The 20795-nt window shown below is 61.8% G+C and carries 30 protein-coding genes and 1 tRNA gene; 27 read left to right on the forward strand and 4 right to left on the reverse strand.

Annotated features, from left to right (window positions below):
• Nucleotides 1–55: 55 nt before the first annotated feature.
• Entirely contained in the window at nucleotides 56–3535 is a 3480-nt protein-coding gene (locus tag ACSVHC_RS08745) for a proline dehydrogenase family protein (RefSeq protein ID WP_437772255.1), read from the reverse strand.
• Between the two features lie 125 nt (nucleotides 3536–3660).
• Between ACSVHC_RS08745 and ACSVHC_RS08750 the strand changes: the two genes are divergently transcribed.
• Both ACSVHC_RS08750 and ACSVHC_RS08755 read left to right on the forward strand, forming a co-directional pair.
• Entirely contained in the window at nucleotides 3661–4560 is a 900-nt protein-coding gene (locus tag ACSVHC_RS08750) for a LysR substrate-binding domain-containing protein (RefSeq protein WP_437772254.1), read from the forward strand.
• A 238-nt stretch (nucleotides 4561–4798) separates the two neighbouring features.
• On the forward strand, nucleotides 4799–6007 hold the full coding sequence (locus ACSVHC_RS08755) for an IS481 family transposase (protein ID WP_439180816.1): 1209 nt from the start codon (nucleotides 4799–4801) through the stop codon (nucleotides 6005–6007).
• Between the two features lie 183 nt (nucleotides 6008–6190).
• Here ACSVHC_RS08755 and ACSVHC_RS08760 read toward each other — a convergent pair whose 3' ends face one another.
• Nucleotides 6191–6646: an ImmA/IrrE family metallo-endopeptidase gene (locus ACSVHC_RS08760; protein ID WP_439180817.1), complete on the reverse strand. Its 456-nt coding sequence runs from the start codon at nucleotides 6644–6646 to the stop codon at nucleotides 6191–6193.
• Entirely contained in the window at nucleotides 6582–7193 is a 612-nt protein-coding gene (locus tag ACSVHC_RS08765; RefSeq protein ID WP_439180818.1) for a helix-turn-helix transcriptional regulator, read from the reverse strand. The genes ACSVHC_RS08760 and ACSVHC_RS08765 overlap by 65 nt, the downstream gene beginning before the upstream one ends.
• Before the next feature lie 136 nt (nucleotides 7194–7329).
• On the opposite strand from ACSVHC_RS08765, the gene ACSVHC_RS08770 reads away from it, so the two are divergent.
• From ACSVHC_RS08770 to ACSVHC_RS08845, 16 genes are all read left to right on the forward strand, one after another.
• On the forward strand, nucleotides 7330–7551 hold the full coding sequence (locus tag ACSVHC_RS08770) for a helix-turn-helix domain-containing protein (RefSeq protein ID WP_439181381.1): 222 nt from the start codon (nucleotides 7330–7332) through the stop codon (nucleotides 7549–7551).
• Nucleotides 7552–7607: 56 nt separating this feature from the next.
• The gene (locus ACSVHC_RS08775; protein ID WP_439180819.1) at nucleotides 7608–8399 is read left to right on the forward strand and encodes a phage antirepressor; all 792 of its coding nucleotides are present in this window, start codon (nucleotides 7608–7610) and stop codon (nucleotides 8397–8399) included.
• On the forward strand, nucleotides 8396–8629 hold the full coding sequence (locus tag ACSVHC_RS08780) for a helix-turn-helix domain-containing protein (protein WP_439180820.1): 234 nt from the start codon (nucleotides 8396–8398) through the stop codon (nucleotides 8627–8629). Before ACSVHC_RS08775 ends, ACSVHC_RS08780 begins: the two co-directional genes overlap by 4 nt.
• Nucleotides 8630–8750: 121 nt before the next feature.
• Nucleotides 8751–9002, forward strand: a complete 252-nt coding sequence (locus ACSVHC_RS08785; protein WP_439180821.1) for a hypothetical protein — start codon at nucleotides 8751–8753, stop codon at nucleotides 9000–9002.
• Nucleotides 9003–9063: 61 nt separating this feature from the next.
• Nucleotides 9064–9339: a hypothetical protein gene (locus tag ACSVHC_RS08790; RefSeq protein WP_439180822.1), complete on the forward strand. Its 276-nt coding sequence runs from the start codon at nucleotides 9064–9066 to the stop codon at nucleotides 9337–9339.
• Nucleotides 9336–9524: a hypothetical protein gene (locus ACSVHC_RS08795; RefSeq protein WP_439180823.1), complete on the forward strand. Its 189-nt coding sequence runs from the start codon at nucleotides 9336–9338 to the stop codon at nucleotides 9522–9524. The genes ACSVHC_RS08790 and ACSVHC_RS08795 overlap by 4 nt, the downstream gene beginning before the upstream one ends.
• A 106-nt stretch (nucleotides 9525–9630) precedes the next feature.
• Nucleotides 9631–9882 carry a hypothetical protein gene (locus ACSVHC_RS08800; RefSeq protein ID WP_439180824.1) on the forward strand — a complete coding sequence of 84 codons (252 nt, stop codon included), beginning with the start codon at nucleotides 9631–9633 and terminating at the stop codon, nucleotides 9880–9882.
• Nucleotides 9879–10157: a hypothetical protein gene (locus ACSVHC_RS08805; RefSeq protein ID WP_439180825.1), complete on the forward strand. Its 279-nt coding sequence runs from the start codon at nucleotides 9879–9881 to the stop codon at nucleotides 10155–10157. The genes ACSVHC_RS08800 and ACSVHC_RS08805 overlap by 4 nt, the downstream gene beginning before the upstream one ends.
• Nucleotides 10158–10485: 328 nt before the next feature.
• Complete coding sequence (locus ACSVHC_RS08810; protein ID WP_439180826.1) at nucleotides 10486–11310, forward strand: YqaJ viral recombinase family protein; 825 nt, start codon at nucleotides 10486–10488, stop codon at nucleotides 11308–11310.
• Nucleotides 11310–11906 carry a hypothetical protein gene (locus ACSVHC_RS08815; RefSeq protein WP_439180827.1) on the forward strand — a complete coding sequence of 199 codons (597 nt, stop codon included), beginning with the start codon at nucleotides 11310–11312 and terminating at the stop codon, nucleotides 11904–11906. The genes ACSVHC_RS08810 and ACSVHC_RS08815 overlap by 1 nt, the downstream gene beginning before the upstream one ends.
• Nucleotides 11903–13114 carry an AAA family ATPase gene (locus ACSVHC_RS08820; RefSeq protein WP_439180828.1) on the forward strand — a complete coding sequence of 404 codons (1212 nt, stop codon included), beginning with the start codon at nucleotides 11903–11905 and terminating at the stop codon, nucleotides 13112–13114. The genes ACSVHC_RS08815 and ACSVHC_RS08820 overlap by 4 nt, the downstream gene beginning before the upstream one ends.
• Nucleotides 13115–13552: a single-stranded DNA-binding protein gene (locus ACSVHC_RS08825; protein WP_439180829.1), complete on the forward strand. Its 438-nt coding sequence runs from the start codon at nucleotides 13115–13117 to the stop codon at nucleotides 13550–13552.
• Between the two features lie 104 nt (nucleotides 13553–13656).
• On the forward strand, nucleotides 13657–13965 hold the full coding sequence (locus tag ACSVHC_RS08830; RefSeq protein WP_439180830.1) for a glutaredoxin family protein: 309 nt from the start codon (nucleotides 13657–13659) through the stop codon (nucleotides 13963–13965).
• Between the two features lie 223 nt (nucleotides 13966–14188).
• Nucleotides 14189–14482, forward strand: coding sequence for a hypothetical protein (locus ACSVHC_RS08835; RefSeq protein ID WP_439180831.1), 294 nt, complete (start codon nucleotides 14189–14191; stop codon nucleotides 14480–14482).
• A 124-nt stretch (nucleotides 14483–14606) separates the two neighbouring features.
• On the forward strand, nucleotides 14607–16139 hold the full coding sequence (locus tag ACSVHC_RS08840; protein WP_439180832.1) for a DNA cytosine methyltransferase: 1533 nt from the start codon (nucleotides 14607–14609) through the stop codon (nucleotides 16137–16139).
• Between the two features lie 59 nt (nucleotides 16140–16198).
• On the forward strand, nucleotides 16199–16504 hold the full coding sequence (locus ACSVHC_RS08845) for a hypothetical protein (protein ID WP_439180833.1): 306 nt from the start codon (nucleotides 16199–16201) through the stop codon (nucleotides 16502–16504).
• Between the two features lie 135 nt (nucleotides 16505–16639).
• Here ACSVHC_RS08845 and ACSVHC_RS08850 read toward each other — a convergent pair whose 3' ends face one another.
• Complete coding sequence (locus ACSVHC_RS08850) at nucleotides 16640–17203, reverse strand: hypothetical protein (protein WP_439180834.1); 564 nt, start codon at nucleotides 17201–17203, stop codon at nucleotides 16640–16642.
• Nucleotides 17204–17263: 60 nt separating this feature from the next.
• Between ACSVHC_RS08850 and ACSVHC_RS08855 the strand changes: the two genes are divergently transcribed.
• From ACSVHC_RS08855 to ACSVHC_RS08895, 9 genes are all read left to right on the forward strand, one after another.
• Complete coding sequence (locus tag ACSVHC_RS08855) at nucleotides 17264–17752, forward strand: hypothetical protein (protein WP_439180835.1); 489 nt, start codon at nucleotides 17264–17266, stop codon at nucleotides 17750–17752.
• Between the two features lie 235 nt (nucleotides 17753–17987).
• Nucleotides 17988–18380 carry a hypothetical protein gene (locus ACSVHC_RS08860; protein WP_439180836.1) on the forward strand — a complete coding sequence of 131 codons (393 nt, stop codon included), beginning with the start codon at nucleotides 17988–17990 and terminating at the stop codon, nucleotides 18378–18380.
• Nucleotides 18377–18667: a hypothetical protein gene (locus ACSVHC_RS08865; RefSeq protein WP_439180837.1), complete on the forward strand. Its 291-nt coding sequence runs from the start codon at nucleotides 18377–18379 to the stop codon at nucleotides 18665–18667. Before ACSVHC_RS08860 ends, ACSVHC_RS08865 begins: the two co-directional genes overlap by 4 nt.
• Nucleotides 18664–19074, forward strand: coding sequence for a RusA family crossover junction endodeoxyribonuclease (locus ACSVHC_RS08870; protein WP_439180838.1), 411 nt, complete (start codon nucleotides 18664–18666; stop codon nucleotides 19072–19074). Before ACSVHC_RS08865 ends, ACSVHC_RS08870 begins: the two co-directional genes overlap by 4 nt.
• On the forward strand, nucleotides 19071–19250 hold the full coding sequence (locus ACSVHC_RS08875; protein WP_439180839.1) for a hypothetical protein: 180 nt from the start codon (nucleotides 19071–19073) through the stop codon (nucleotides 19248–19250). Before ACSVHC_RS08870 ends, ACSVHC_RS08875 begins: the two co-directional genes overlap by 4 nt.
• A complete protein-coding gene (locus ACSVHC_RS08880) occupies nucleotides 19247–19474 on the forward strand; it encodes a hypothetical protein (RefSeq protein ID WP_439180840.1) in 228 nt (75 codons plus the stop codon). The genes ACSVHC_RS08875 and ACSVHC_RS08880 overlap by 4 nt, the downstream gene beginning before the upstream one ends.
• The gene (locus ACSVHC_RS08885) at nucleotides 19471–19713 is read left to right on the forward strand and encodes a hypothetical protein (RefSeq protein WP_439180841.1); all 243 of its coding nucleotides are present in this window, start codon (nucleotides 19471–19473) and stop codon (nucleotides 19711–19713) included. The genes ACSVHC_RS08880 and ACSVHC_RS08885 overlap by 4 nt, the downstream gene beginning before the upstream one ends.
• Nucleotides 19710–20312 carry a hypothetical protein gene (locus tag ACSVHC_RS08890; protein ID WP_439180842.1) on the forward strand — a complete coding sequence of 201 codons (603 nt, stop codon included), beginning with the start codon at nucleotides 19710–19712 and terminating at the stop codon, nucleotides 20310–20312. Before ACSVHC_RS08885 ends, ACSVHC_RS08890 begins: the two co-directional genes overlap by 4 nt.
• Before the next feature lie 317 nt (nucleotides 20313–20629).
• Nucleotides 20630–20700 (forward strand) — tRNA-Trp (locus ACSVHC_RS08895).
• The last annotated feature ends 95 nt before the right edge of the window (nucleotides 20701–20795 follow it).

The raw sequence follows: 20795 nt of genomic DNA on the forward strand, positions 1-20795 counted from the left end.
CAAAGAAGCCCGGCGGAGCGGCTGGTGCCGTCCCGCCGGGCTTTTTGAGGAATCGCTAGATCAGCGCGTCCGACAGGTGGTTCGGCGTGCCGAAGCGGTGCGCCGTGATGCTGATGGCCTGCTCGTGCAGGAACGGCAGCATCTCGATGCGTCCGGCCGGGGTCACCGTGCCGTGGTAGATCGCGACGTCGGGACGACCGCCGGTGGCGGCGCTCAGCGCGCTGCTGTCCCCGCCGATCAGGCGGATGCGGCCACCGTTGATGCCTGCCGCGGAAGCCAGCCATTCGGCGTCGTTCTGGATGCGGGTGCTCACCCCGAGTCCCGCGAACGCTGCGATAACGGCTTCGGGAAGCTCGACGGCGGTAGACACCGTGAGTGCCGAACCCGCCACTGCCCCGGCTGCCACGACGCGAAGCAGGTCCACGAGCTTCCCGCCCTCGGACAAGCGGATGGTCACGGGGAAGGCCCGGTACCGGAAGACGTTGCGCTCGGCACTCAGGCCGGAGACGTCCTTGCGGGTGCCGAATTCCGTGGCCCATGCCGCGGCGTCGCTGAAGAGCGCCTTCTGCAGGGCCTCCGCGTCGCTGGCCTCAACAAGCGGGCCTGCGGCCTTGGCCGCGGCCAGGATCGAAGCCGCCGCACCCTTGAGCGTTGCACCGCGCTTCGCGGCGGGCTCGGCAGGGAGCCAGCTGCCAAGTCCGACCAGGTAGTTGGGTCCGCCGGCCTTGGTGCCTGCGCCCACGGCCGACTTCTTCCAGCCGCCGAATGGCTGCCGCTGGACGATGGCGCCCGTGATGCCGCGGTTCACGTAGAGGTTGCCGGCCTGGATGGTGTCCAGCCAGACGCCCATTTCATCGGAATCGAGCGAGTGCAGTCCGGCGGTGAGGCCGTATTCGATCTCATTCTGGATGGCGATGGCTTCTTCCAAGGTGGACGCGGTCATCACGCCGAGGACCGGGCCGAAGAATTCGGTCAGGTGGAAGTAGGATCCGCGCTTGACGCCGAACCGGATGCCCGGGGACCACAGCCGGCCGCTCTCATCGAGCTTCTCCGGCTTCACGGCCCAGGTCTCGCCGTCGCCGAGGGTTGTCAGGGCGTTGAGGAGCTTGCCGTTGGCCGGCTCGATGATCGGGCCCATCTGGGTGGTTGCCTGTTCCGGGTAGCCCACCTTGAGCGAGCGGGCTGCATCCACGAGTTGGTTGTGGAAGCGCTCGGAGGTGGCAACGGAGCCTACCAGGATCACGAGCGAAGCGGCGGAGCACTTCTGTCCGGCGTGCCCGAAAGCCGAGTACACGACGTCCTTGGCGGCGAGATCGAGGTCCGCGTGCGGAGTGACGATGATGGCGTTCTTGCCCGAGGTCTCCGCGAGCAGCGGGAGGTCCTGCCGGAAGGAGCGGAAGAGCTCGGCGGTCTCGTAGCCACCGGTGAGGATCACGCGGTCAACGCTGGGGTGCGAGACCAGTTGGGTGCCCAACTCGCGTTCTTCGAGCTGCACGAGCGCCAGCACTTCGCGCGGCACACCAGCTTCCCAAAGTGCGTCCACCATGACGGAACCGGAGCGGCGGGCCTGCTTTGCCGGTTTGATCACGACGGCGGATCCCGCCGCGAGTGCCGCCAGCGTGGAGCCTGCGGGAATCGCCACCGGGAAGTTCCACGGCGGGGTCACGACGGTGAGGTTCGCTGGAACGAACGTGGCGCCGTCGACCGTTTCCAGGTCCTTGGCACGCTCGGCGTAGTAGTGCGCGAAGTCGATTGCTTCGCTGACTTCGGGGTCGCCCTGTTCGATCGTCTTGCCGGTCTCGGAGGCCATGACCTCAAGAAGTTCGGCGCGGCGGGATTCCAGAATGTCGCCTGCCCGGTGCAGGATGGCTGCGCGCTCGGCGGCCGGCATGGCTCCCCAAGCTTTGCCGTGTTCGACGGCGGTGGCAATAATGCGGTCCAGCTCCTGGGCGTCCCTGACCTTGCTGGCTTCAACGATCGCGTTGCCGGCGGTGGAGCCCGTAATGCGCTCCAGGATGGCACGGCCCCAGGCCCGGTTGGCGGGCAGGGCAGGATCGGTGTCCGGCGTGTTGGCGAAACCATGGTTTGGCATGGCGGCCGCAAGCTTGTTGCGGTCCTGTGTGCGGTTGGGGGCCGGAACGGCGTCGTCCAGCTCCGCGAGGGAGGCGAGGAAGCGCTGCTTCTCGCGTTCGAACAGGGTTTCATTCTCGCTGAGCTCAAACACGGCGGACATGAAGTTGTCCTGGCTGGCGCCTTCTTCGAGGCGGCGGATCAGGTAGGCGATGGCGACATCGAACTCGCCCGGGTGCACCACCGGTGTGTACAGCAGGAGGCTGCCGACGTCCTTGCGGACAGCCGTGGCTTGGCCCGTGGCCATGCCGAGGAGCATTTCGAACTCAATGCCCTCCGTGACCCCGCGCTCCTTGGCCAGCAGCCACGCGAAGGCAACGTCGAAGAGGTTGTGGCCTGCGACGCCGATGCGGACCGCATCGATGTGCTCAGGGGTGAGCGCGTAATTGAGGACTCGCTTGTAGTTGGTGTCCGAATCCTGTTTGGTGCCCCACGTTGCGAGCGGCCAGCCCTGGATGGACGCCTGGACCTGCTCCATGGGCAGGTTGGCACCCTTGACGACGCGCACCTTGATGGGAGCGCCGCCGTTTGCCCGGCGTGCCGCAGCCCATTCCTGCAGTTCCTGCATGGCCGAGAGCGCGTCCGGGAGGTAGGCCTGGAGCACGATCCCGGCCTCGAGGTTCTTGAATTCGGGCTTGTCCAGGATCCGGGTGAACACGGCCATGGTCAGGCTGAGGTCCTTGTATTCCTCCATGTCCAGGTTGATGAACTTGGGCTTGGGAAACGATGCAGCCAGCTTGTAGAGCGGCGTGAGCTTCTCGACCACGTGGTCCACTGCTTCATCGAAGGCCCACAGCGAGTGCGGGGCCACCGTGGAGGACTCCTTGATGGAGACGTAGTCGACGTCGTCACGCGCCAGGAGCTTGAGGGTTCCCTCAAGCCTGCGGCTGGCTTCGCGTTCGCCCAGGACGGCCTCGCCCAGCAGGTTCACGTTCAGGTGGACGCCGTTCTGCTTAATCTTGGCGATGGCCGGGCCCAGTTTGGCGTCCGTGGCGTCCACAATCAGGTGGCCCACCATGTCGCGCAAGACCTTGCGGGCGATCGGAATGACTACCTGCGGAAGAACCGGAGCCATGACACCGCCGGTGCGCACGGCGGCACGCATGTACCAGGGCAGGAAGGCCGGGACCTTCGGGGCAAGCTTCGCCAAGTTGCGGCCGGCGACGGTCAGATCCTCTGGGCGGATGACGCCGTCGACGAATCCCACCGTGAAGTCCAGGCCATTCGGGTCCTTGAGGACGCCGGCGAGGCGCTGGGCGGAAACGTCAACGGGCACCTTCGAGGCTTCGGTGAGCCAGTGTCGAACCAGTTGGATGGCTTCGTGGGCCAACTCCTGGAGGTGTCCGGATTCCGGGGTGGACTGCGTCCTGGCGTCGATGCTCGAATCCCGGGTTGGTGTGCTCATGCGCTTCGTTCCTTTTGGTGCGGAGAGGGCTTTGTTTCCATCAGTATGGATCTACAATCAGATTAGGAAAAGCGATCTTTTCTGAAGAATATTCATTAGATTTCTCGACCCTTCTGGAGAGCCGAATGCTGGATGTCCGCAGGCTGCGCCTGCTGCACGAATTGAAGATCCGCGGAACGCTCGCAGAAGTGGCCGACGCGATGAAGTACAGCCCGTCGTCGGTGTCCCAGCAGCTGACCTTGCTGGAGAAGGAAGCCGGCGTGAAACTGCTGCGAAAGTCGGGGCGACGCGTGCAGCTGACGGCGCAGGCCGAGATCCTTGTGGAGCACGCGGCATCCTTGCTGGCCACCCTCGAGCGGGCAGAGACGGATCTCGCGGCGTCTCTCTCCACAGTGACGGGAACAGTGCGGCTGGCCGTGTTCCAAACCGCCGCCCTGGCCCTCATGCCGGACTTCCTCACCATCATGAAGGGCGAGTACCCCGAAGTGCGCGTAGAGATGATCCAACGCGAACCCGAGACTGCGCTCTATGAAACGTGGGCCCGCGACTTCGACATCGTGGTGGCCGAGCAATACCCCGGACACGCGGCACCGCACCATCCCGGCCTGGACCGCGCAACCCTGACCAGCGACGCCATCAGGCTGGCCACTCCCCCGATTGGCCTTGGCGGCGAATCGATCTCCTCACTCGCGGACACGGCTGCGCTGCCATGGGTCATGGAACCGCATGGCGCGGCGTCCCGGCACTGGGCGGAGCAAGCATGCCGTTCCGCCGGTTTCGAGCCCGACGTCCGCTACGAAACCGCCGACCTCCAAGCGCAAATCCGGCTCATCGAGTCCGGCAATGCCGTGGCCCTCATGCCGGACCTCGTCTGGACGGGGCGGACCACGCCGGTCCAACTGCTTGACCTGCCGGGACTCCCGAAGCGGACAGTCTTCACCTCAACGCGCACCGCCGGCCGGATCCACCCGGCAATCCTGGCGTGCCGCGAAGTGCTGGAACGGGTGGCTGCGGAACGGATGTAGGGCAGGGGTTGATTGGCTGGCGCCCTCGGATTCTGCACGATCATTCTGCCCGCAGGGGCAATTCGAATAGAGCCGGAACGCAAAAAGGCCCCGGTCCAAAAGACCGGGGCCAAACGCGGAGAATGGGGTGTGTAGTTTCACGACATAGTTCACACATGAGTCGGGTCATCGTTCCCGGTTGACGCTTCACCGGTGAGTCGGGACATCGTTCACGCCCCGGGCGCGGCGAGCATGTTTCATGTCGAAGCAGAAAGTGATCGTCCTTGCAGTCCGTGACCAGGGCCTGAGCGTCGCGGATGCGGCCCGCCGCTATGGAGTCAGCCGCCGCTGGGTCCATGAACTCCTCAGGCGCGAAGCCGAAGGGGGCATCGACGCCGTCGAGCCCCGGTCCAAACGCCCGCTGAGCAACCCGCGCCGAACCACCGACGCTGTCACCGGCCGGGTCCAGGCCCTGCGGCGGGAACTGGACGCTGCCGGCCTGGACGCCGGGCCCGTGACGATCGCCTGGCACCTTGGACGTGAAGGACTACACGCGCCGTCGACCTCCACGATCCGCCGGATCCTGCACACCGCGGGCCTGATCGCCCCGGAGCCGAAGAAACGCCCGAAGTCCTCCCTGCACCGCTTCGAGGCGCCCCAGCCCAACGAAACCTGGCAGTCCGACTTCACCCACTGGGCCCTGGCCGACGGGACCGATACCGAGATTTTGAACTTCCTCGATGACCACTCCCGCTACCTGCTCGCCTGCGCCGCGTTCACGCCCGTCACCGTCACTGCGGTGGTGTCCACCTTCCTGGCCGCCGCCGCGGAACACGGGTTGCCGGCCTGGACCCTGACCGATAACGGCATGGTCTACACCACCCGCCTGGCCGGCGGAAAAGGGGGGCGCAACGCCTTCGAACACCAGCTCCACGCCCTGGGCATCACCCAGAAAAACGGCTCACCCAGCCACCCGCAGACCCAGGGAAAGATCGAACGCTTCCATCAGACCCTGAAGAAATGGCTCACCGGCCAGCCCCGCGCCCACACCCTGGCGGACCTGAACGAACAACTGGACAAGTTCCGCCACATCTACAACCACGAACGCCCCCACCGGGCCCTGAACCGCAGAACACCGCACGAGGCCTACACCGCGACCCCCAAAGCAGCACCGTCCGGAGCGAAACAAGGAGACCACTGGCGCCGCCGCATCGACCGCGTCGACCGGTTCGGGAAACTCACCCTCCGCCACGCCGGACGGCTCCGCCACATCGGCATCGGGCGGGCCTACGCCGGCAAACACGTCCTGATGCTCATCCACGACACGGACGTCACGATCAGCGACACGGCCACCGGAGAGATCATCCGCGAACTCACCATCGACCCCGCCCGCGGCTACCAACCCAGACAAAGAAAAACACCCCGGTCCGAAGACCGGGGTGTTACCGATGACCCGACTCATCCATGAAGGATGTCTCGACTCACCACAAACGCGGAGAATGGGGGATTTGAACCCCCGCGTAATATCGCGTCATAAAGCTGTTTTTGCGTATATCTAGCGGGAAACGACTGCATGCGGTTTTGTGATCCGGAAGCCGATTTTGCGGGTTTTGTTGACGGCGTCAACATCTAGAATCGCCCGTTCTGGCCATCATGCGGCCATCCTCAACGCAGCTTCACGAACGGCACCAAGCTCAGACTTTGTGAGCGTCTGAAGGTACGTTTCGAGCACGCTCGGCAAGACGCCAAGCTCGGCAGCCACTGCCACAGTTGATTGTTGCACTGCCGCCGCCGTCAACACGCGGTCGAACTCAATCAACCGGCAGGCCGCCCACCTGTTCGCCAAGGCCTCCTGTTTGCCGGTCACCCCCACATGTCCGTAATAGGCGTGTCCCAGCTCGTGCATCAGCGTGCACGCTGACTGGATCGGTCCCAAACCAGGCCGAAGCGTGACAAGCCGTCTTTGATGGTCATAGGCACCCCACCAACCGGCCGGCGTCACAGCGGTCCTCACACGCACCCCCATCCGATGGGCAACAACCCTAGGGTTCATGCGGTAGATCGTCGTGTGCAATATTTTCGTCCCCCTTGTAAGCCGCCAAATCATAAGCACCCTGCTCCGACATTTTTGAGTAGTCAGGATCCTCGTCAGGGTCGCCTTCTTTAGCGGCCAGTTCGACCCACTTCGGGTTAATGAACTCTTGGTACCGCTCAAACCTCTCGGCATTCCAACTCGAGGCCCTGTCGCCCCTTCGAGATGCCCGACTTCTAAGCTCATTGAGTAGGTCAGTGTCAGAAAATGGCATGAGTAAGTGCGCCCGTCTTGCTTCGGGATGAAGTCCAGGTTCTGGGAAGCCTGCGGGCTTTGCGGGTTCAGCCTCTTGCGCTGCACTGCCTTCCTCGGCCCATCGGTTCTGAACCTCTTCAGGCGGCAGGGTCTCCTTAAAGGACTGGAACGACGCTTCGAGGTCGAGAGCTTCACGGATAGCACCACCAATAAGCTTTTCGACTCGCGGCACGCGACGGGCCGGGACGCCACTGGTTTCCCAGTTCACGATCGTCCGCGGTGACACATCCAGGCGTTCGGCAAGCTCTGCCTGAGTCAGGTCTAAGTGGTTCCTCGTGAGCCTCAAGTCTTCTGCGCTAATCTCCATACCCTCACGTTATGGCAACTCAAGGCAACTTCGCAAGGCAAACTTTCCGGAAATTACACGGTTTGCGAAAGAACTTTGTTGCGTAACTTGCTTAAGTTGCGCTTAGTTGCTTAGAGTTTTCACTATGGAAACCGCGATGAAGCGCCGAGTTAACGGTGCGGCAGTCCGAGTAATTCGCGAGGCACTCGGCATACGACACATGGACCTCGCCGCCCGAGCAGAAGTAAGCAAGGGCTCACTTAGTCACGTAGAAAACGGATCCCGCGAGGTATCTCCGGCAACTTTGCGCAAAATTGCCGTTGGTCTTGGCGTTCCTATGGAGGCAATCAGCTACCCCGACTTCTCTGCAAAGAAATAGCCCCCAGCTACTGGCATAGCTGAGGGCCAAGAGAAAAACCTAGAGAAAGGAATCAGGTGTCCGAGATTACCACTTTCAACTTCAACCAGTCCCCTGTTCGCACTGTCACCATCGACGGCGAGCCATGGTTCGTCGCCGCAGATGTTTGCGACTACTTCGGAGTCACCAACCGCAACCGCGCCATGCAGGTTGTAGACGTAGAGGACAAGGGGGGTACGCAGATTGACACCCCTGGCGGCCGCCAGATGCTGTCGACGATCAACGAATCCGGGCTCTATGCTCTCCTGTTCTCCCTGCAACCGCAGAAGGCCCGCGGCCTGCATCAGGCTGAGATCGAGGCCAAGATGGAGAAAGTTCGTCAGTTCAAGCGGTGGGTAACCCATGAGGTTCTGCCTCAGATCCGCAAGACCGGCGGCTATGGGGTTCAGGCCATTCCGCAGACGCTTCCGCAGGCCCTTCGAGCCTACGCCGCGGAGGTGGAGGCCCGTGAGGCTCTGGCCGCGAAGGTCGCGGCCGATGCCCCCAAAGTCCTTTTCGCCGATTCGGTGGCTACCTCGGAGACGACCATCCTCGTCGGTGATCTGGCGAAGATCCTCCGCGGCAATGGCATCATGATCGGCGCTAACCGTCTGTTCGCGCAGCTCCGCGAAGACGGTTACCTGATCAGGCGTCAGGGCACCGACTGGAACATGCCAACCCAGCGCGCCATGGAACTTGAACTATTCAAGGTAAAGGAAACGGCAGTAACCCACTCGGACGGACACGTGACCGTGTCCAAGACGCCCAAGGTAACCGGCAAAGGGCAGGCCTACTTCATCAACCGATACTCCGTTGAGGACGCGGCGTGAACGAGGACGATGAACTGCTGACTGTCACCGAGGTTGCCCAGGCGCTCCGGATGGACGAGCACTACGTCTACCGCTGCATCAACAGTGGGAAACTTCTGGCAACGAAGCACGGCAACAGATACCGGATACGCCGGTCCGACTACCAGACATTCATCACGCCAGCAACCAAACCTGTTGAACGTCCCAGGACTCAGCGACAGAACATCAAGCGCCTCATGAAGAGCGCTTAGCCCGCTCCGCTCCCCGCATAGTCGGCCTCGCCAATTCTGGCACCCTTCGCCCGCATCTGGGCAATCTCCATGAACTAACCATCACTCTCGTGTTCTTTGCGAGAAGAAGGGTCTATTTGTCATGCCCAAAAGCACTGATTACCTGTCCAAACTCGCCACCTACAACGCCAAGCACGGCATCACCGCCACATTTTCCGAGATGAAGAAGACTGCACGTCGCATGCAGAAGCTGCACGACGAACGCGGCCCGGTCGACCTCGACGCGTTCTTCCTCGACCACCAAGATCCCACAGGCGAAACCGCCGTCGAGAATGTCCTCGCCGAACGCGCCACCCAGAACGAAGCAAACGCGGCGCGGAGGTTGGCGGCATGAAGGCTGACGACGAGTACACCGACGTCCACACCCTTCTACGGGAGACGGCGGTGAGCTGCGCATGAAAGCGGCGGTCTTTGAGGACAACACCTGGATTGAGGACGCCGTGGCGACGATCGACGCAATCTCCCTCGCGCATGAGGTGTTCTCAGCCGACGACCTTCGCCGGGAAATGCGGCCTCCGGCCCACAAGAACTGGCCAGGCAAGGCTCTCATCGCCGCTCGCAAGGACGGCCTTATCCAAGCCGTCGGCTACCAGACCTCGAGCAGCAAGTCCCGCAAGCACGGCGTGACCCGATCATGGGCCCGCAAAACGAAGAGAGAAGGAACCCCATGAACGGTCTTCAGTTTCTTGTCCTTGTGGCGTCGATATTCGGCGCCGCGACCATGATCCCGGCCAGCATGCGGCACGACCGGTTGCTTGAGGAACCGGAAGACATTGATTACGACATGCTCGACGCCGAGCGTGACACCCGCGCCGCTGATGATGCGGACGCCGCCCGAAAGGAATACGGATTCTAATGACCACCACACCCCGCCGCGCCAACCGCTGGACGCTCACCCGACGACTCGCTGACCTGATCCCGCACGTTCTCCCGGGCCGCCACCACATCATTTGGGAAGCACGATGACCGGCTACATCGAAGCGGACACCTACCTGCAGCTGCGCCGAACCGAAGGCGTTTGGAATCGACCGTTGCGCGTCATCAAATCGACTCAGCGGAAGCCGGCCGTCTTGGAACCTGGCTGTGTCGTCGTCAAGGTGCGGATCCGAGTCCCGGCCGCCGCATTCGAGCCGCTGACGCCGGAAGCCGTCGTCACCGTGCCCGAGTCGCTCATCCAGCACTCCGTTCAAGCCACAGCCGAGGAAATGCCATGACCGCCGAGCTGATGGCCCGTAACCCGGTGACGAACCCGGCGCCGGCTGAAGTGTTCAAGAAAGCCCGGGAGCACAACATCACGGTCATGGAGGCCCGCCGCGTCATCATCGCCGCCAACAAGGTAGCTGCGGCCGCCGTGACGATTCCGACCGCTACCCGCCCGATCGAATTACCGAACTTCGGTCTTGACCCGGAGCGCAACGACAGGCTGATCGCGAAGCTTCGCAACCTCCCGGCCGAGCTGCGACAAGAAATCCTAGCGGCGGACCAGTGAAGTTCACTCGCCGTACCTACCGAGTTGCTATCCGACGATCACTCAACCTTGAGTGCCAAGCATTCAATGACCACCTGCGGGCATGCCGCGGCCCCGAACAATGGGCCAAGCATCGCGCCCACACAAACGCCCTTATGGCGCGCCGGATCCGAGAAATTGGGCGGGCATCCGGTGGGTAACCCGTACTGCCCCAAGTGCGGCCACCACCACACAGACCGGTGCAACGCCGTCAACCACGACGCCCAAACCGACGCCGCCAGCCGCTGCGGCTGCACCCGATAACCACGGCCCCCATGAGGGGCCTTTTTCATGCCCAGATTGGGGACACATGAGCTTGCAAATATTCAAGGAACTAGAGCAGGGGACGCCCGAATGGCTGGCTGCACGCTGCGGCATCGTCACGGCGTCCGTCGTCGGTCAACTCGTCACTAAGGGATTACCCGACGCGCTGGCCGTCGAGTGCCCGAAGTGCCAGGCGCTCGCCGCCGAGCCTTGCATCAGCAGCGCCCGCAAAGTACCGACGCCGATCAAGACCCCGCACGACGAGCGGGCAGCCAGGGCGGCCGAGTTGCCGCCCGTCTACATGGTTGCCGACAACGAAACGTCACGCGGCCTGACCATGATTCTCGCCGCCGAACGCATCACAGGGCACGTCGAGCCCGTACAGCCATCTCGGGCGATGGAGCGCGGCACCTTGGACGAGCCATACGCGAGAGAAGCCTATTCGGAACATCACGCGCCTGCCTCTGAGCTCGGCTTCATGATTCGGCAGTTTGACGGCTTCAAAATCGGCTACTCACCAGACGGCCTCGTCGGTGAAGAAGGGCTAATCGAAATCAAAAGCCGGGCCCAGAAAGCACAACTTAAGACAGTCCTTGCTGATGAAGTGCCAGCCGAGAACATGGCGCAACTGCAAACCGGGTTGCTCGTCTCCGGCCGGGCATGGATCGACTACACCAGCTACTGCGGCGGCATGAAGCTCTGGGTGAAGCGCATCTACCCTGACCCCGCATGGCACACAGCAATCCTCCACGCAGCCGCGCAATTCGAGAAGACCGCAACTGAAATGGTCAGCAACTACCTCGAAGCAACCGCCGACATGCCAATGACCGAACGCATCGACCACTTCCCAGAACTGGAGATCACCTTCTAATGGACATATCAAAGGCGCTTGTAGCCAAATCGGACCAAATCAACGCCTCGGACCTCACCGGGTCGCCGATCGTCGCAACGATCAAGGATGTCCGGAAAGGCGATGCGGCCAAGCCGGTCATTGTTGACCTCGTTGGCATGGACGGCCGCCCGTGGAAGCCATCTAAGGGGATGCTCCGCGTAATCGCGCACGCATGGGGCACCGAATCCGACAAGTGGATTGGGCGGCTGGTCAAGCTGGTAAACAACCCCGAAGTGATCTACGCGGGCGAGCCGGTCGGCGGCGTCGAAGTTATCGCCATGTCGCACATTGAGGCCCCTTTCACCATCCCCGTGCGTATCAGTCAGAAGAAGGTCAAGCAGCACGCGGTAACGGTCCTGTCCGAACCAATAACGGAACCGTGGCGAGCGCAATGGCAAGCAATCACCAATGCACTAACCGCAGCCGGTTATGAAGGTGACGGACCACAGATCCTAGCAGCGGCCGGGCAGGTTATAGGTGCCGCATGGGATCACCCGAACAAGATCAGCGCCGAGGACGCGCAGAAAATCCTTGCATCAGTACGAGAAGACAACCACCAGGAGCAGACCACATGAGCAAGATAATCCGCCTCGAGTCCACCAACTACAAACGTCTCAAGGCTGTTGAGATCGTCCCGGATCCGGACGGCAGCCTCGTCATCGTCGCCGGGAAGAACGGGCAGGGCAAGACGTCCATCCTCGACAGCATCACCGCAGCCCTGGGCGGTGTGAACGGGAAGACCACGCCGAAGCCCATCCGTGACGGCGAGGACCGCGCCGAGATCGTCCTCGAAACGGAAGACCTCATCGTCACCCGCAAATTCACCGCTTCCGGACCGACCCTTCTCGTCAAGTCTCGCGACGGCGCCGTGTACCCGAAAGGTCAGGCGAAGCTTGATGACCTGCTCGGCAGGCTGTCCCTCGACCCGCTGGCATTCACGCAGCTCTCGGACCGCGACCAGCTGGCCACGCTGCTTGAACTCGTGCAGCTGCCGTTCGACCCGGACAGGCTGGCCGCCGAGCGAAAGGACGTCTTCGAACGTCGGACCGACGCCAACCGCAAGGTCAAGGAACTCACCGCCCGCGCCGCCGATTACATTTCCCGGCCCGCCGACCTGCCCGACGAAGAGGTCAGCGTCTCCGAACTCGTTGCGGCGTACCGGTCAGGGCAGACGCTCAACCACGCGATCGACGTCGCCCGCACTGCTCGCGACGGTTGGGCCGAGAAAGTCGATCGGGTAAGGCGTGAACTCGAAGACGCCGAGCTCCAGTTGAAGGACGCGCAGAAGCGCTTCGAGACGGCACCATTCAAGGTGGACCTCGAAGCCATTCAAGAGCAGATCGACAACGCCGAGCACATCAACGTCGAGGTACGCCACCACAAGGTAGGCGAGAAGGTGCGCGCCGATCTGACCATCGCAGAGCAGGAAGCCGCCGAGCTCACGGAAGCGATCGCCGAGATCGACAAACAGAAGGCTGATGGACTCGCTGCTGCAGTCTTCCCGATCGATGACCTCGGCTTCGATGACACGGGTGTGACTTACCGTGGCGTGCCGTTCAAGCAGGCATCCGGCGCCGAACAGCTGCGCGTCTCGCTTGCCATGGCCATCGCCCTGAACCCGAAGCTTCGCGTCATCCGCATCGCCGACGGCTCCCTGCTCGACTCCGACAACCTGGCGCTCGTTGAATCCATCGCCCGCAAGCACGACTTCCAGGTGTGGATCGAAATGGTTGGTGACGGCGACGGCCGCGGGATTGTGATCGAAGACGGGATGGTCGCATAAATGGCTGGCGAAACCTTTATTACCGTCATCGGGAAAGTTCACGAGGTAACCGACCCGAAGTACATGGACGACGGTTCGGCGGTCACCAAAGTAACCGTGATCAGTAATCCCCGGAAGTTCAACCGGCAGAAGAACGACTGGGAGAACAAGCCAGGCAAGTTCTGGGACTGCCGAGCATGGAACCAAGGCAAGATGCTGCTCGCTGACAACGTCTCGAACACCTTGAAGAAGGGTGACAACGTCATCCTCTACGGCGAACTCGAAACACGTGAATGGGAAGTCGAAGGCGGCCAGAAACGCCGCGCAGACCAGCTACGCATCGAAACCATCGGCAAAGACCTCCGCTGGCACCAAGCACCCGCCAACGACATCCCGGCCGCTGCTCCGGCCGACCAAGGATGGGGCGCCGCCCCGGACACATCCGTCGGTTGGGGATAACCGCACACCCGTACTACAAAACGCAAGGCCCCATTGAGGGCCTTTTTTCATGCCCGCGGCGCCCGGACCCCCTGGCGGGCGCCGCGTCACACCCGAAGGACACCATGACAACCGAAGCAATTGACCTCACCGCCCGAATCCAGGCACGCGACGGCGTCGCAGTCGTCGTCTACACCAAGAACGACTGCCGCCAATGCGACATGACCAAAAGCTTGCTCGCTAAGGAAGGCATTCACTTCACATCCGTGAACGTCGAGGAAGACTCGACTGCCTACCGCTACGTCACCGAAACTCTCGGCTACAGGCAAATGCCCGTCGTGATCACGTCAACCATCGAGGGTGACGAAGTCTGGTCCGGCTTCCAACCCCAGAAGATCCGCGATCACATCACGCACAGGGCTGACGCGGCTTGATCTCGGACAACTGCTGCTCGCGTTGCAAAGGTCCGCACGGCATCTGCCGGACCCGCGGGCGGTGCGATCACCATATCGCTGTGCGCCGTCGGCAAGACGCTGACGACAGCGGGCCTCGCTTCTACCGGAACCCAACGCAAGACCAAGCCATCGCCAACGTGATGCGCCAAAACCAATTCAGGGCCGCTGCAAAGCGGCCCTTTTCGTACCCAAAGGAGGACCGATGACGCGGCCAAAGCCCAAACCAACATCGCCGACGCACTTATTCCGTGGTGTCTGGCCCGTCATCGAGGGGACTGGCACGGCAACGACCGACGCCGAGCTAATCTCCCAAGCCATCGGCGATCTGCCCAACGTCGCCCACCGCCACAACGCGACCATCGTCGGCCCGCCACGGGCATGCATCGCCGATGGCCGCCGAGTCCCCGGCTCCGGCGGGGCACGCCACGTCGTGGTCATCGAAGCACCCGCCGTGCCAGCCACTGGCCGCGGCTACCGACACAGCTCCGGCGGCTGACATTGGACGAGATCTTGGAAGGCCAGACAGACATTTTCGAGCTGCTGGGCCCTCACGAACTCGAAACTCAGCCGCCCCCAATCATCGAGACCGTCAAGCACCAGCTTGCACAAGAGGACACCCAATGACGATCACAGTTACAGACATGTTTTGCGGGGCCGGCGGATCATCCACCGGCCTTTCTGCTGTCCCGGGCATAACCGTCAAGACGGCCATGAACCACTGGGCCCGTGCGATCGAAACGCACAACACCAACCACCCCGAGGTTGAGCACGTCTGCGCGGACATCCAACAGGTGGACCCGGAATTCATCCCGTCGACGGAGATGCTTTGGGCGTCGCCGGAGTGCACCAACCACAGCGTGGCGAAGGGGAAGAAGCGCGTCACCCGCCAAACCGCGCTCTTCGGCGAGAAGCTGCCAGACGAGGCCGCGATCAAGTCCCGGGCCACCATGTGGGACGTGCCCCGGTTCGCCGAAATCCACGACTACAAGATCATCATCACTGAGAACGTCGTGGACGCCGCCAAATGGCTCATGTTCGACGCCTGGCTACTAGCAATGAAGTCGCTTGGCTACGAGCACCACATCGTCTACATGAACTCCATGCACGCGCAGCTCGGCGGCCTTCCGGCTCCGCAGTCGAGGGACCGTATGTACGTGATGTTCTGGAAGCAGGGCAACACCAAGCCGGACTTCGACAAGCTCCGGCCGCTCGCGTACTGCCCGTCCTGCGACGAGACTGTACGGGCGCTGCAGGTCTTCAAGAAGCCCAACGAGCGCTGGGGCCGCTACCGCGCACAGTACCTCTACCGCTGCCCCAAGGTTTCGTGCCGCAACGGGGTTGTGGAGCCCGGCTGGCTGCCAGCATCTCACGCGATCGACTGGACCATCGAAGGTCAACGCATCGGCGACCGCGGCAAGCCGCTTGCCGAAAAGACGATGGCCAGGATCCGGGCCGGGCTGGCAAAGTACGGACCGGCGCGGTTGTCAGTGGATGCAGTGCGCGGGGCCCAGATCCTCACGCCTGTGGATACCGAGCCTCACCGGACACAGACCACCAGCTACACCCGCGGCCTGCTTGTTCCGGTGGAAGGTCGGATTGGGAAGGAAGCTCAGTCGATCGAACAGGCAATGCGCACCCAGACCACCCGGAACGAGACTGCATTCCTCGGCTACCCGCCGTTGATCATCAACCATGTGTCTGGCTCCTATGCATCACGCACGGCCACCGTGCACGATCCGCTGCGCACGCTCGTCGGCGGCGGGAATCACGAGTCCCTACTAATGCCCTACTACGGTTCGAGCAATCCGCAGGGCGTTGACAGGCCAATCGGCACCCTGACCACCGTTGACCGATACGCCATGATCACTCTGCGTGGTCAGAACGCACCCAAGGATGTCTACGACCCGCTAGACACCTTCGCGGCCAACGGCAACCACCACGCCCTCATGGGCGTCCGGCCGCCCGAGGTCGAGGACTGCACCTTCCGCATGCTCGAACCCCACGAAGTCACCTGGGGCATGGCATTCCCGAAGGACTATCGGATGACCGGAACCAAACGGGAGATGGTCAAGCAAGCTGGGAACGCCGTCTGCCCGCCTAACGCTCGCGACCTGGGTATGATCGCCGCCGAATCCCTCGGGGTAGCAGCATGATGTCTTGACTATTGCCCAGCGGGCGGAAGTTCAATTGTGTGTGCTTGTACCCCGAACCCATGCACCCTGTAGTACGATTCTGGGCCATCAAACTTCTTGCTCAGGTCAGCCAGGATGCCGGACCCGAGAATCACTTCAAGACCGATTTGAGGGTTTTGCCGAAGCGCATGTCCGGCTTCAAATGCGACGCCTTGAGGATCGTTACTGTCAGCCAAAGCATTTGCCGCGGCGACTCCGAGCAAGTCTTCGTCAACTTCGAGTACCCCATGGACTACGAACTGGAACAAGGCCACAGCTGCCTACTTTCTTTGGGATCAACCACCTACCCGGCCAACGGTACGCCCAAGCCCGGATGGGTTCCATGATTCGCCATCCGGCCGATCGGAAACCTGAAACTCAAGACGCATTGAAATGGCCATGGATCATCACGGCAGAAAGGATCATCCTTTGGCAGAGCCGGATGAGAAGGGCCGCTGACTCGGGGCCAAGATCGACGTCGACTACTTCGAGAGCCTCTCTCGCTGTACCACAATGTTGTTGCGCTCGGATTCAAGCTCTGCCGCCCATGTAAGACGAACTCTTCGAGGTATACGGCCCCAGTATCTTGTGCGTGAGGTAACAAAGCGGCTGGCGTCGCGAAGCAACGCATAGGCCTGGCCGTACTTGGCCAAATCCCCCGCATCGCGGAATTCGATTGCCTTTGCAGCAAGTCCCCCTAGATCAAGGCCCCACATACTCAACTCGTAAGCGAGTTTCAGATCATCCATCTCCATCAACATCCTGTCGCCGGCGGCGTCAGCCTGCATTACTAAGGATTGGATAACCTCCAGCCCGTCCTGAAATCTGCGTGGAAGAGCGGAGATTGCAGCATTGAAGTCAGCAATTGCACCGAGCACTCGCCCATGAGACGCCATCTTCCGTTGGTGGGCGTTCGTCATCCGCACAACCATCAATGCGACGATGCCACCGATCACCGCAGCAACGAAGGCGCCAATGGCTCCGCTCCATAGCTGCACCCACGTTCCGCACGTAATCCCGAGCGTATCCCCACAAATCAAGTCCATCCCCGGATCTTATATGGGCATGCCTCGACAGCTGCCAGACAGCTGAGAAAGGAATATTCAATGGCTAGGCAATACGGGCAGATCAAGGTGAGCATCTGGGTTGATGATGACTTCCTTGACCTGTCCCCAATGGCTCAGTGGTTGTTCATCCATTTGAGTACCCACGCCGATCTGAGCCACTGCGGAGTCGTGGACTGGCGGCTGAAGCGCATCGTTCCGAAGGCTAAAGGCCTGACCTTGGACGTGCTGGAATCAGCCGCTCAGGAGCTCATTGAGCAGGTCTACATCGTGACCGACGACGACACCGAAGAAGTGCTCGTCCGCTCGTTCATGCGCAGCGACGGACTACTGAAGCAACGGAACATGGGCGCCGCAGTAGCCAAGGCATACGCCTCCGTAGCGTCCAGGACGATCCGCGGCGTCGTCGTCCATGAACTCCACCGGTTGAAGGCCGAGAACCCGGAATGGACCAGCTGGGGAGCCTTGAAGGATGCCATGGCGGGACGGTCCATAAACCCCCGCGAAATGGTATCCGGCGAGGCTGCATAAACCCATCGTTAAAGGGTTCGGGAAACCCTTCCAGAAAGGGTTTCAAACGCGGTCAGGAAAGGGTTTGTCGATGCCTTCAGGAAAGGCATCGGTAACACCTGCACCTAACACCTACACCTTCACACCTACACCTAAAAGTGCCAACCAAGTCTGTTTCTTAACTCACCAGAGCCCAGAAAACCGGCAACAACCAGCGGCGAGTCAGGCGACGTTTTGGCTTGAAAGGAATCCCAATTTGATCATCACAGACCAGCAAAAGCGGGCCGTCGCCTACCTGCTCCACGAGATCCGACCAGACTGGCCCGTCGCGTCGCTGGTGTCACTCATCGACAAGCACCGCGACGTCCCAAGCCTGGGCGCTCTGACCATCGCTGCAACCACTAAGGCCATGGAACGCACATGCCAGACCCCGGCGCCGATCTTCCACCCTGGTCCGCACTGGCCGGAAGCGGCGAGGGCCCAACTGCCCAAACCGCCGCCCTGCGAGGACCACATAGGCCAAGACGCACACACTTGCAGGTCCTGCTGGGCGGACGTCAAAGCCGGGATCCGCCCACAAACTCACATCGGAAAACACCACGAAGCCGTCTCGGAGGAGGCGGCTTCAGTCATTGAAGGAGAACCATGATCCGCAAAGAGGGTAAGTGCCGCTGGACGTACACCTGCGAGCCCTGCGAAGTCCGGGCCACGTTCCCTGACCAGTTCCGCGCCATCGAAGCCTGCCATCGGCACGAGCGGTCCATCGAGCACGGATTCAAGCTCATGACGCGAGCGCTCAAGCCGATCATCGACGCCTACCTAGGCTTCGCCAACGGCATCATCGGATCTCAGAAGGACTACGCGCTGATCCCACCGCCGAACCTACCGCACGATCCAACCCTGGTGCGTGACCGTCGGAAGTGGGGCGGACGATGACCTCGCTGCGCGTCGTCGCCTACGGGCTCCCCGCCACGCAAGGCAGCAAAAAGGCGTTCAAGCGTGGACGGAAGATCGTACTGGTCGAGATGGACGAGAAGCTGCCAGCATGGCGCGCCGCCGTCGAAGGCGCAGCGAGAGCCGCGGCCGGGATGCACTGGGCGACCGTCGACGGGCCAGTGTCCATCAGCGGCGAGATCCGGCTACCGAAACCCCGCACAACCAAGTACCCGGACGTACCCGCCGGCACGCCAGACCTCGACAAGCTCCAACGAGCAGTAGGCGACGCCCTCACCAAATCCAAGGTCATCAAAGACGACGCCCGAATCGTCCACTGGAACATCCGCAAAGTCTGGGCCGAAAACCTAAGCGGACTCGACATCACCATCACCCAGGAGCAGCCATGAGCAACATCAAGATCGAACACGCCGCCGACGACAAGAAGATCGGCATGACAGTCGGCGACGTCTTCGCATTCGCCCAAAACGCCCTCAACCACAACATCGACCCACGCACACCCGTCAAAGTCACCACCGGATTCCGCATGCAAATCCAGAAACTCGAAGCAGGAGGCAGCCGATGAAAAGCAAGAGCTACTACGCCTTGCCGATCGCCGAAGAACGACTGCGACCACTGGCAGAGGACATGTCACTCAGCAGCGGCTCCAGCTACGACTTCGCCCTCGAATCACTCAGGCAACTCGCCAACGACAACACCATGGCGCTTCCCCGGTACATGACCACGATCACCGGTAGCCATGTGCGGCTCTGGGGCAAGAACATCGTCCACAACGGAGGCAAGCCGTGACCTTCCACGGCAAGACTGAAGAGCCCAAACCGCCACGGCCACTACGCAACTTCGCCTACTCGGTTTACGACGGCGGCATTGAGCATCAAGTGTCATCCCACGAGGTCTACTTCTACGAAGCCGGACGCGTCGGATTCTGGAACTACGGAGACGACGACGAACGGATCCTCGTGCTCGCCACCAAAGCCTTCCAAGTCCGCCAAGTGACCCAACCCAAAGAAAGGCGAGATCAGGCTTGAGTAACGAATGCACCACGGAAGACTGCGCGAACTGGACAAGCACCTACCTCTGCACGCAATGCGTCCGGGACCTGCAGGCATGGTTGGACAAAGTGCCCGTTATGATCGCCGCGCTTGGCGTCACCATCGCCAAGCTCGACAACGTCAGGCCAGCCGGCGGCGGATGGAACAGTGGCAGCAAACCCGGCAGCGCTGCGCCCATCAACCTCGACGCGCTGCAACTCCAAGAGAACCTTCGGACAGTCAACAAGACTCTGGCATCAGAACACGCCAAGGACCCTCGCGCCGCTGGCATGGCTTGGATGATCCGAGACTGGGTAACCAAAGCCGAACTACTCGTCAGCGGGCCAGAGGAACCGCCTGTCAACCATGCAGCCAACCGCGAGCGCGTCAGAGGCATCGCACCCCCAATGCCAACCCGCCAACTAGTGCCCTGGCTCAGGGACAACGCGAGGATCGTCGTGACCGGGATGGACATCCGAAACTGGGTGCGCCGTGGCAAATTCAAGGCAGTCGAAAGCAAACCATCGCCCACCTACAACCCACACGAAGTACTTGACGCATGGTACGAAACACGCCGTGAAGAAAGCCGCACATGAAGCCGCACGGTTGTGTTAAAGTGTGTCACTGAGGGGTATTTGTCGTACCCAGCACCAAGCCGCACCTGATGAACAGGGCGGCTTTTTTCGTGCCCAAAACTTCCACATTGGGCGCGCACACAACACAATTTCATAGCCCGCCGGACATGAACGGCGGGAGGGCTGCGAGGCACCGGCGGATGGAACAAGCCGTGGTGTTGGCTCCAAGCAGGTTCGAAGCCTGCCAGCTCACGGGAACCACAATGGTTCCCCGAATCGAGGCACCGCCGAGAGGCAGGCGTCCGGCCCGCGCAAACCCCCATGAGCGCGGGCCATCTGGGGAGTTAGTGAAGAGGCATCACGCCGGTCTCCAAAACCGGAATCGCAGGTTCGAACCCTGCACACCCTGCTATTTCAACTCTCCTATATGGAGACCGTAGGCCGGTACTGGGCAAGTCACCCAAAGCGCGGCCAAGGATCAACCCGGGCGCCCCTGGCATCGTG

This window comes from Arthrobacter sp. KNU-44, assembly GCF_051843155.1.
GTDB lineage: Bacteria > Actinomycetota > Actinomycetes > Actinomycetales > Micrococcaceae > Arthrobacter.

Coding starts and splice junctions, on each gene's coding strand:
- ACSVHC_RS08870 (WP_439180838.1), top strand. CDS start 18,664: ATGACCTCGCTGCGCGTCGTCGCCTACGGGCTCCCCGCCACGCAAGGC.
- ACSVHC_RS08785 (WP_439180821.1), top strand. CDS start 8,751: ATGCCCAAAAGCACTGATTACCTGTCCAAACTCGCCACCTACAACGCC.
- ACSVHC_RS08850 (WP_439180834.1), bottom strand. CDS start 17,203: ATGGACTTGATTTGTGGGGATACGCTCGGGATTACGTGCGGAACGTGG.
- ACSVHC_RS08790 (WP_439180822.1), top strand. CDS start 9,064: ATGAAAGCGGCGGTCTTTGAGGACAACACCTGGATTGAGGACGCCGTG.
- ACSVHC_RS08825 (WP_439180829.1), top strand. CDS start 13,115: ATGGCTGGCGAAACCTTTATTACCGTCATCGGGAAAGTTCACGAGGTA.
- ACSVHC_RS08745 (WP_437772255.1), bottom strand. CDS start 3,535: ATGAGCACACCAACCCGGGATTCGAGCATCGACGCCAGGACGCAGTCC.
- ACSVHC_RS08880 (WP_439180840.1), top strand. CDS start 19,247: ATGAAAAGCAAGAGCTACTACGCCTTGCCGATCGCCGAAGAACGACTG.
- ACSVHC_RS08760 (WP_439180817.1), bottom strand. CDS start 6,646: ATGATTTGGCGGCTTACAAGGGGGACGAAAATATTGCACACGACGATC.
- ACSVHC_RS08805 (WP_439180825.1), top strand. CDS start 9,879: ATGACCGCCGAGCTGATGGCCCGTAACCCGGTGACGAACCCGGCGCCG.
- ACSVHC_RS08795 (WP_439180823.1), top strand. CDS start 9,336: ATGAACGGTCTTCAGTTTCTTGTCCTTGTGGCGTCGATATTCGGCGCC.
- ACSVHC_RS08750 (WP_437772254.1), top strand. CDS start 3,661: ATGCTGGATGTCCGCAGGCTGCGCCTGCTGCACGAATTGAAGATCCGC.
- ACSVHC_RS08815 (WP_439180827.1), top strand. CDS start 11,310: ATGGACATATCAAAGGCGCTTGTAGCCAAATCGGACCAAATCAACGCC.
- ACSVHC_RS08830 (WP_439180830.1), top strand. CDS start 13,657: ATGACAACCGAAGCAATTGACCTCACCGCCCGAATCCAGGCACGCGAC.
- ACSVHC_RS08865 (WP_439180837.1), top strand. CDS start 18,377: ATGATCCGCAAAGAGGGTAAGTGCCGCTGGACGTACACCTGCGAGCCC.
- ACSVHC_RS08765 (WP_439180818.1), bottom strand. CDS start 7,193: ATGGAGATTAGCGCAGAAGACTTGAGGCTCACGAGGAACCACTTAGAC.
- ACSVHC_RS08770 (WP_439181381.1), top strand. CDS start 7,330: ATGAAGCGCCGAGTTAACGGTGCGGCAGTCCGAGTAATTCGCGAGGCA.
- ACSVHC_RS08810 (WP_439180826.1), top strand. CDS start 10,486: ATGAGCTTGCAAATATTCAAGGAACTAGAGCAGGGGACGCCCGAATGG.
- ACSVHC_RS08820 (WP_439180828.1), top strand. CDS start 11,903: ATGAGCAAGATAATCCGCCTCGAGTCCACCAACTACAAACGTCTCAAG.
- ACSVHC_RS08835 (WP_439180831.1), top strand. CDS start 14,189: ATGACGCGGCCAAAGCCCAAACCAACATCGCCGACGCACTTATTCCGT.
- ACSVHC_RS08855 (WP_439180835.1), top strand. CDS start 17,264: ATGGCTAGGCAATACGGGCAGATCAAGGTGAGCATCTGGGTTGATGAT.
- ACSVHC_RS08755 (WP_439180816.1), top strand. CDS start 4,799: ATGTCGAAGCAGAAAGTGATCGTCCTTGCAGTCCGTGACCAGGGCCTG.
- ACSVHC_RS08800 (WP_439180824.1), top strand. CDS start 9,631: ATGACCGGCTACATCGAAGCGGACACCTACCTGCAGCTGCGCCGAACC.
- ACSVHC_RS08875 (WP_439180839.1), top strand. CDS start 19,071: ATGAGCAACATCAAGATCGAACACGCCGCCGACGACAAGAAGATCGGC.
- ACSVHC_RS08840 (WP_439180832.1), top strand. CDS start 14,607: ATGACGATCACAGTTACAGACATGTTTTGCGGGGCCGGCGGATCATCC.
- ACSVHC_RS08845 (WP_439180833.1), top strand. CDS start 16,199: ATGCACCCTGTAGTACGATTCTGGGCCATCAAACTTCTTGCTCAGGTC.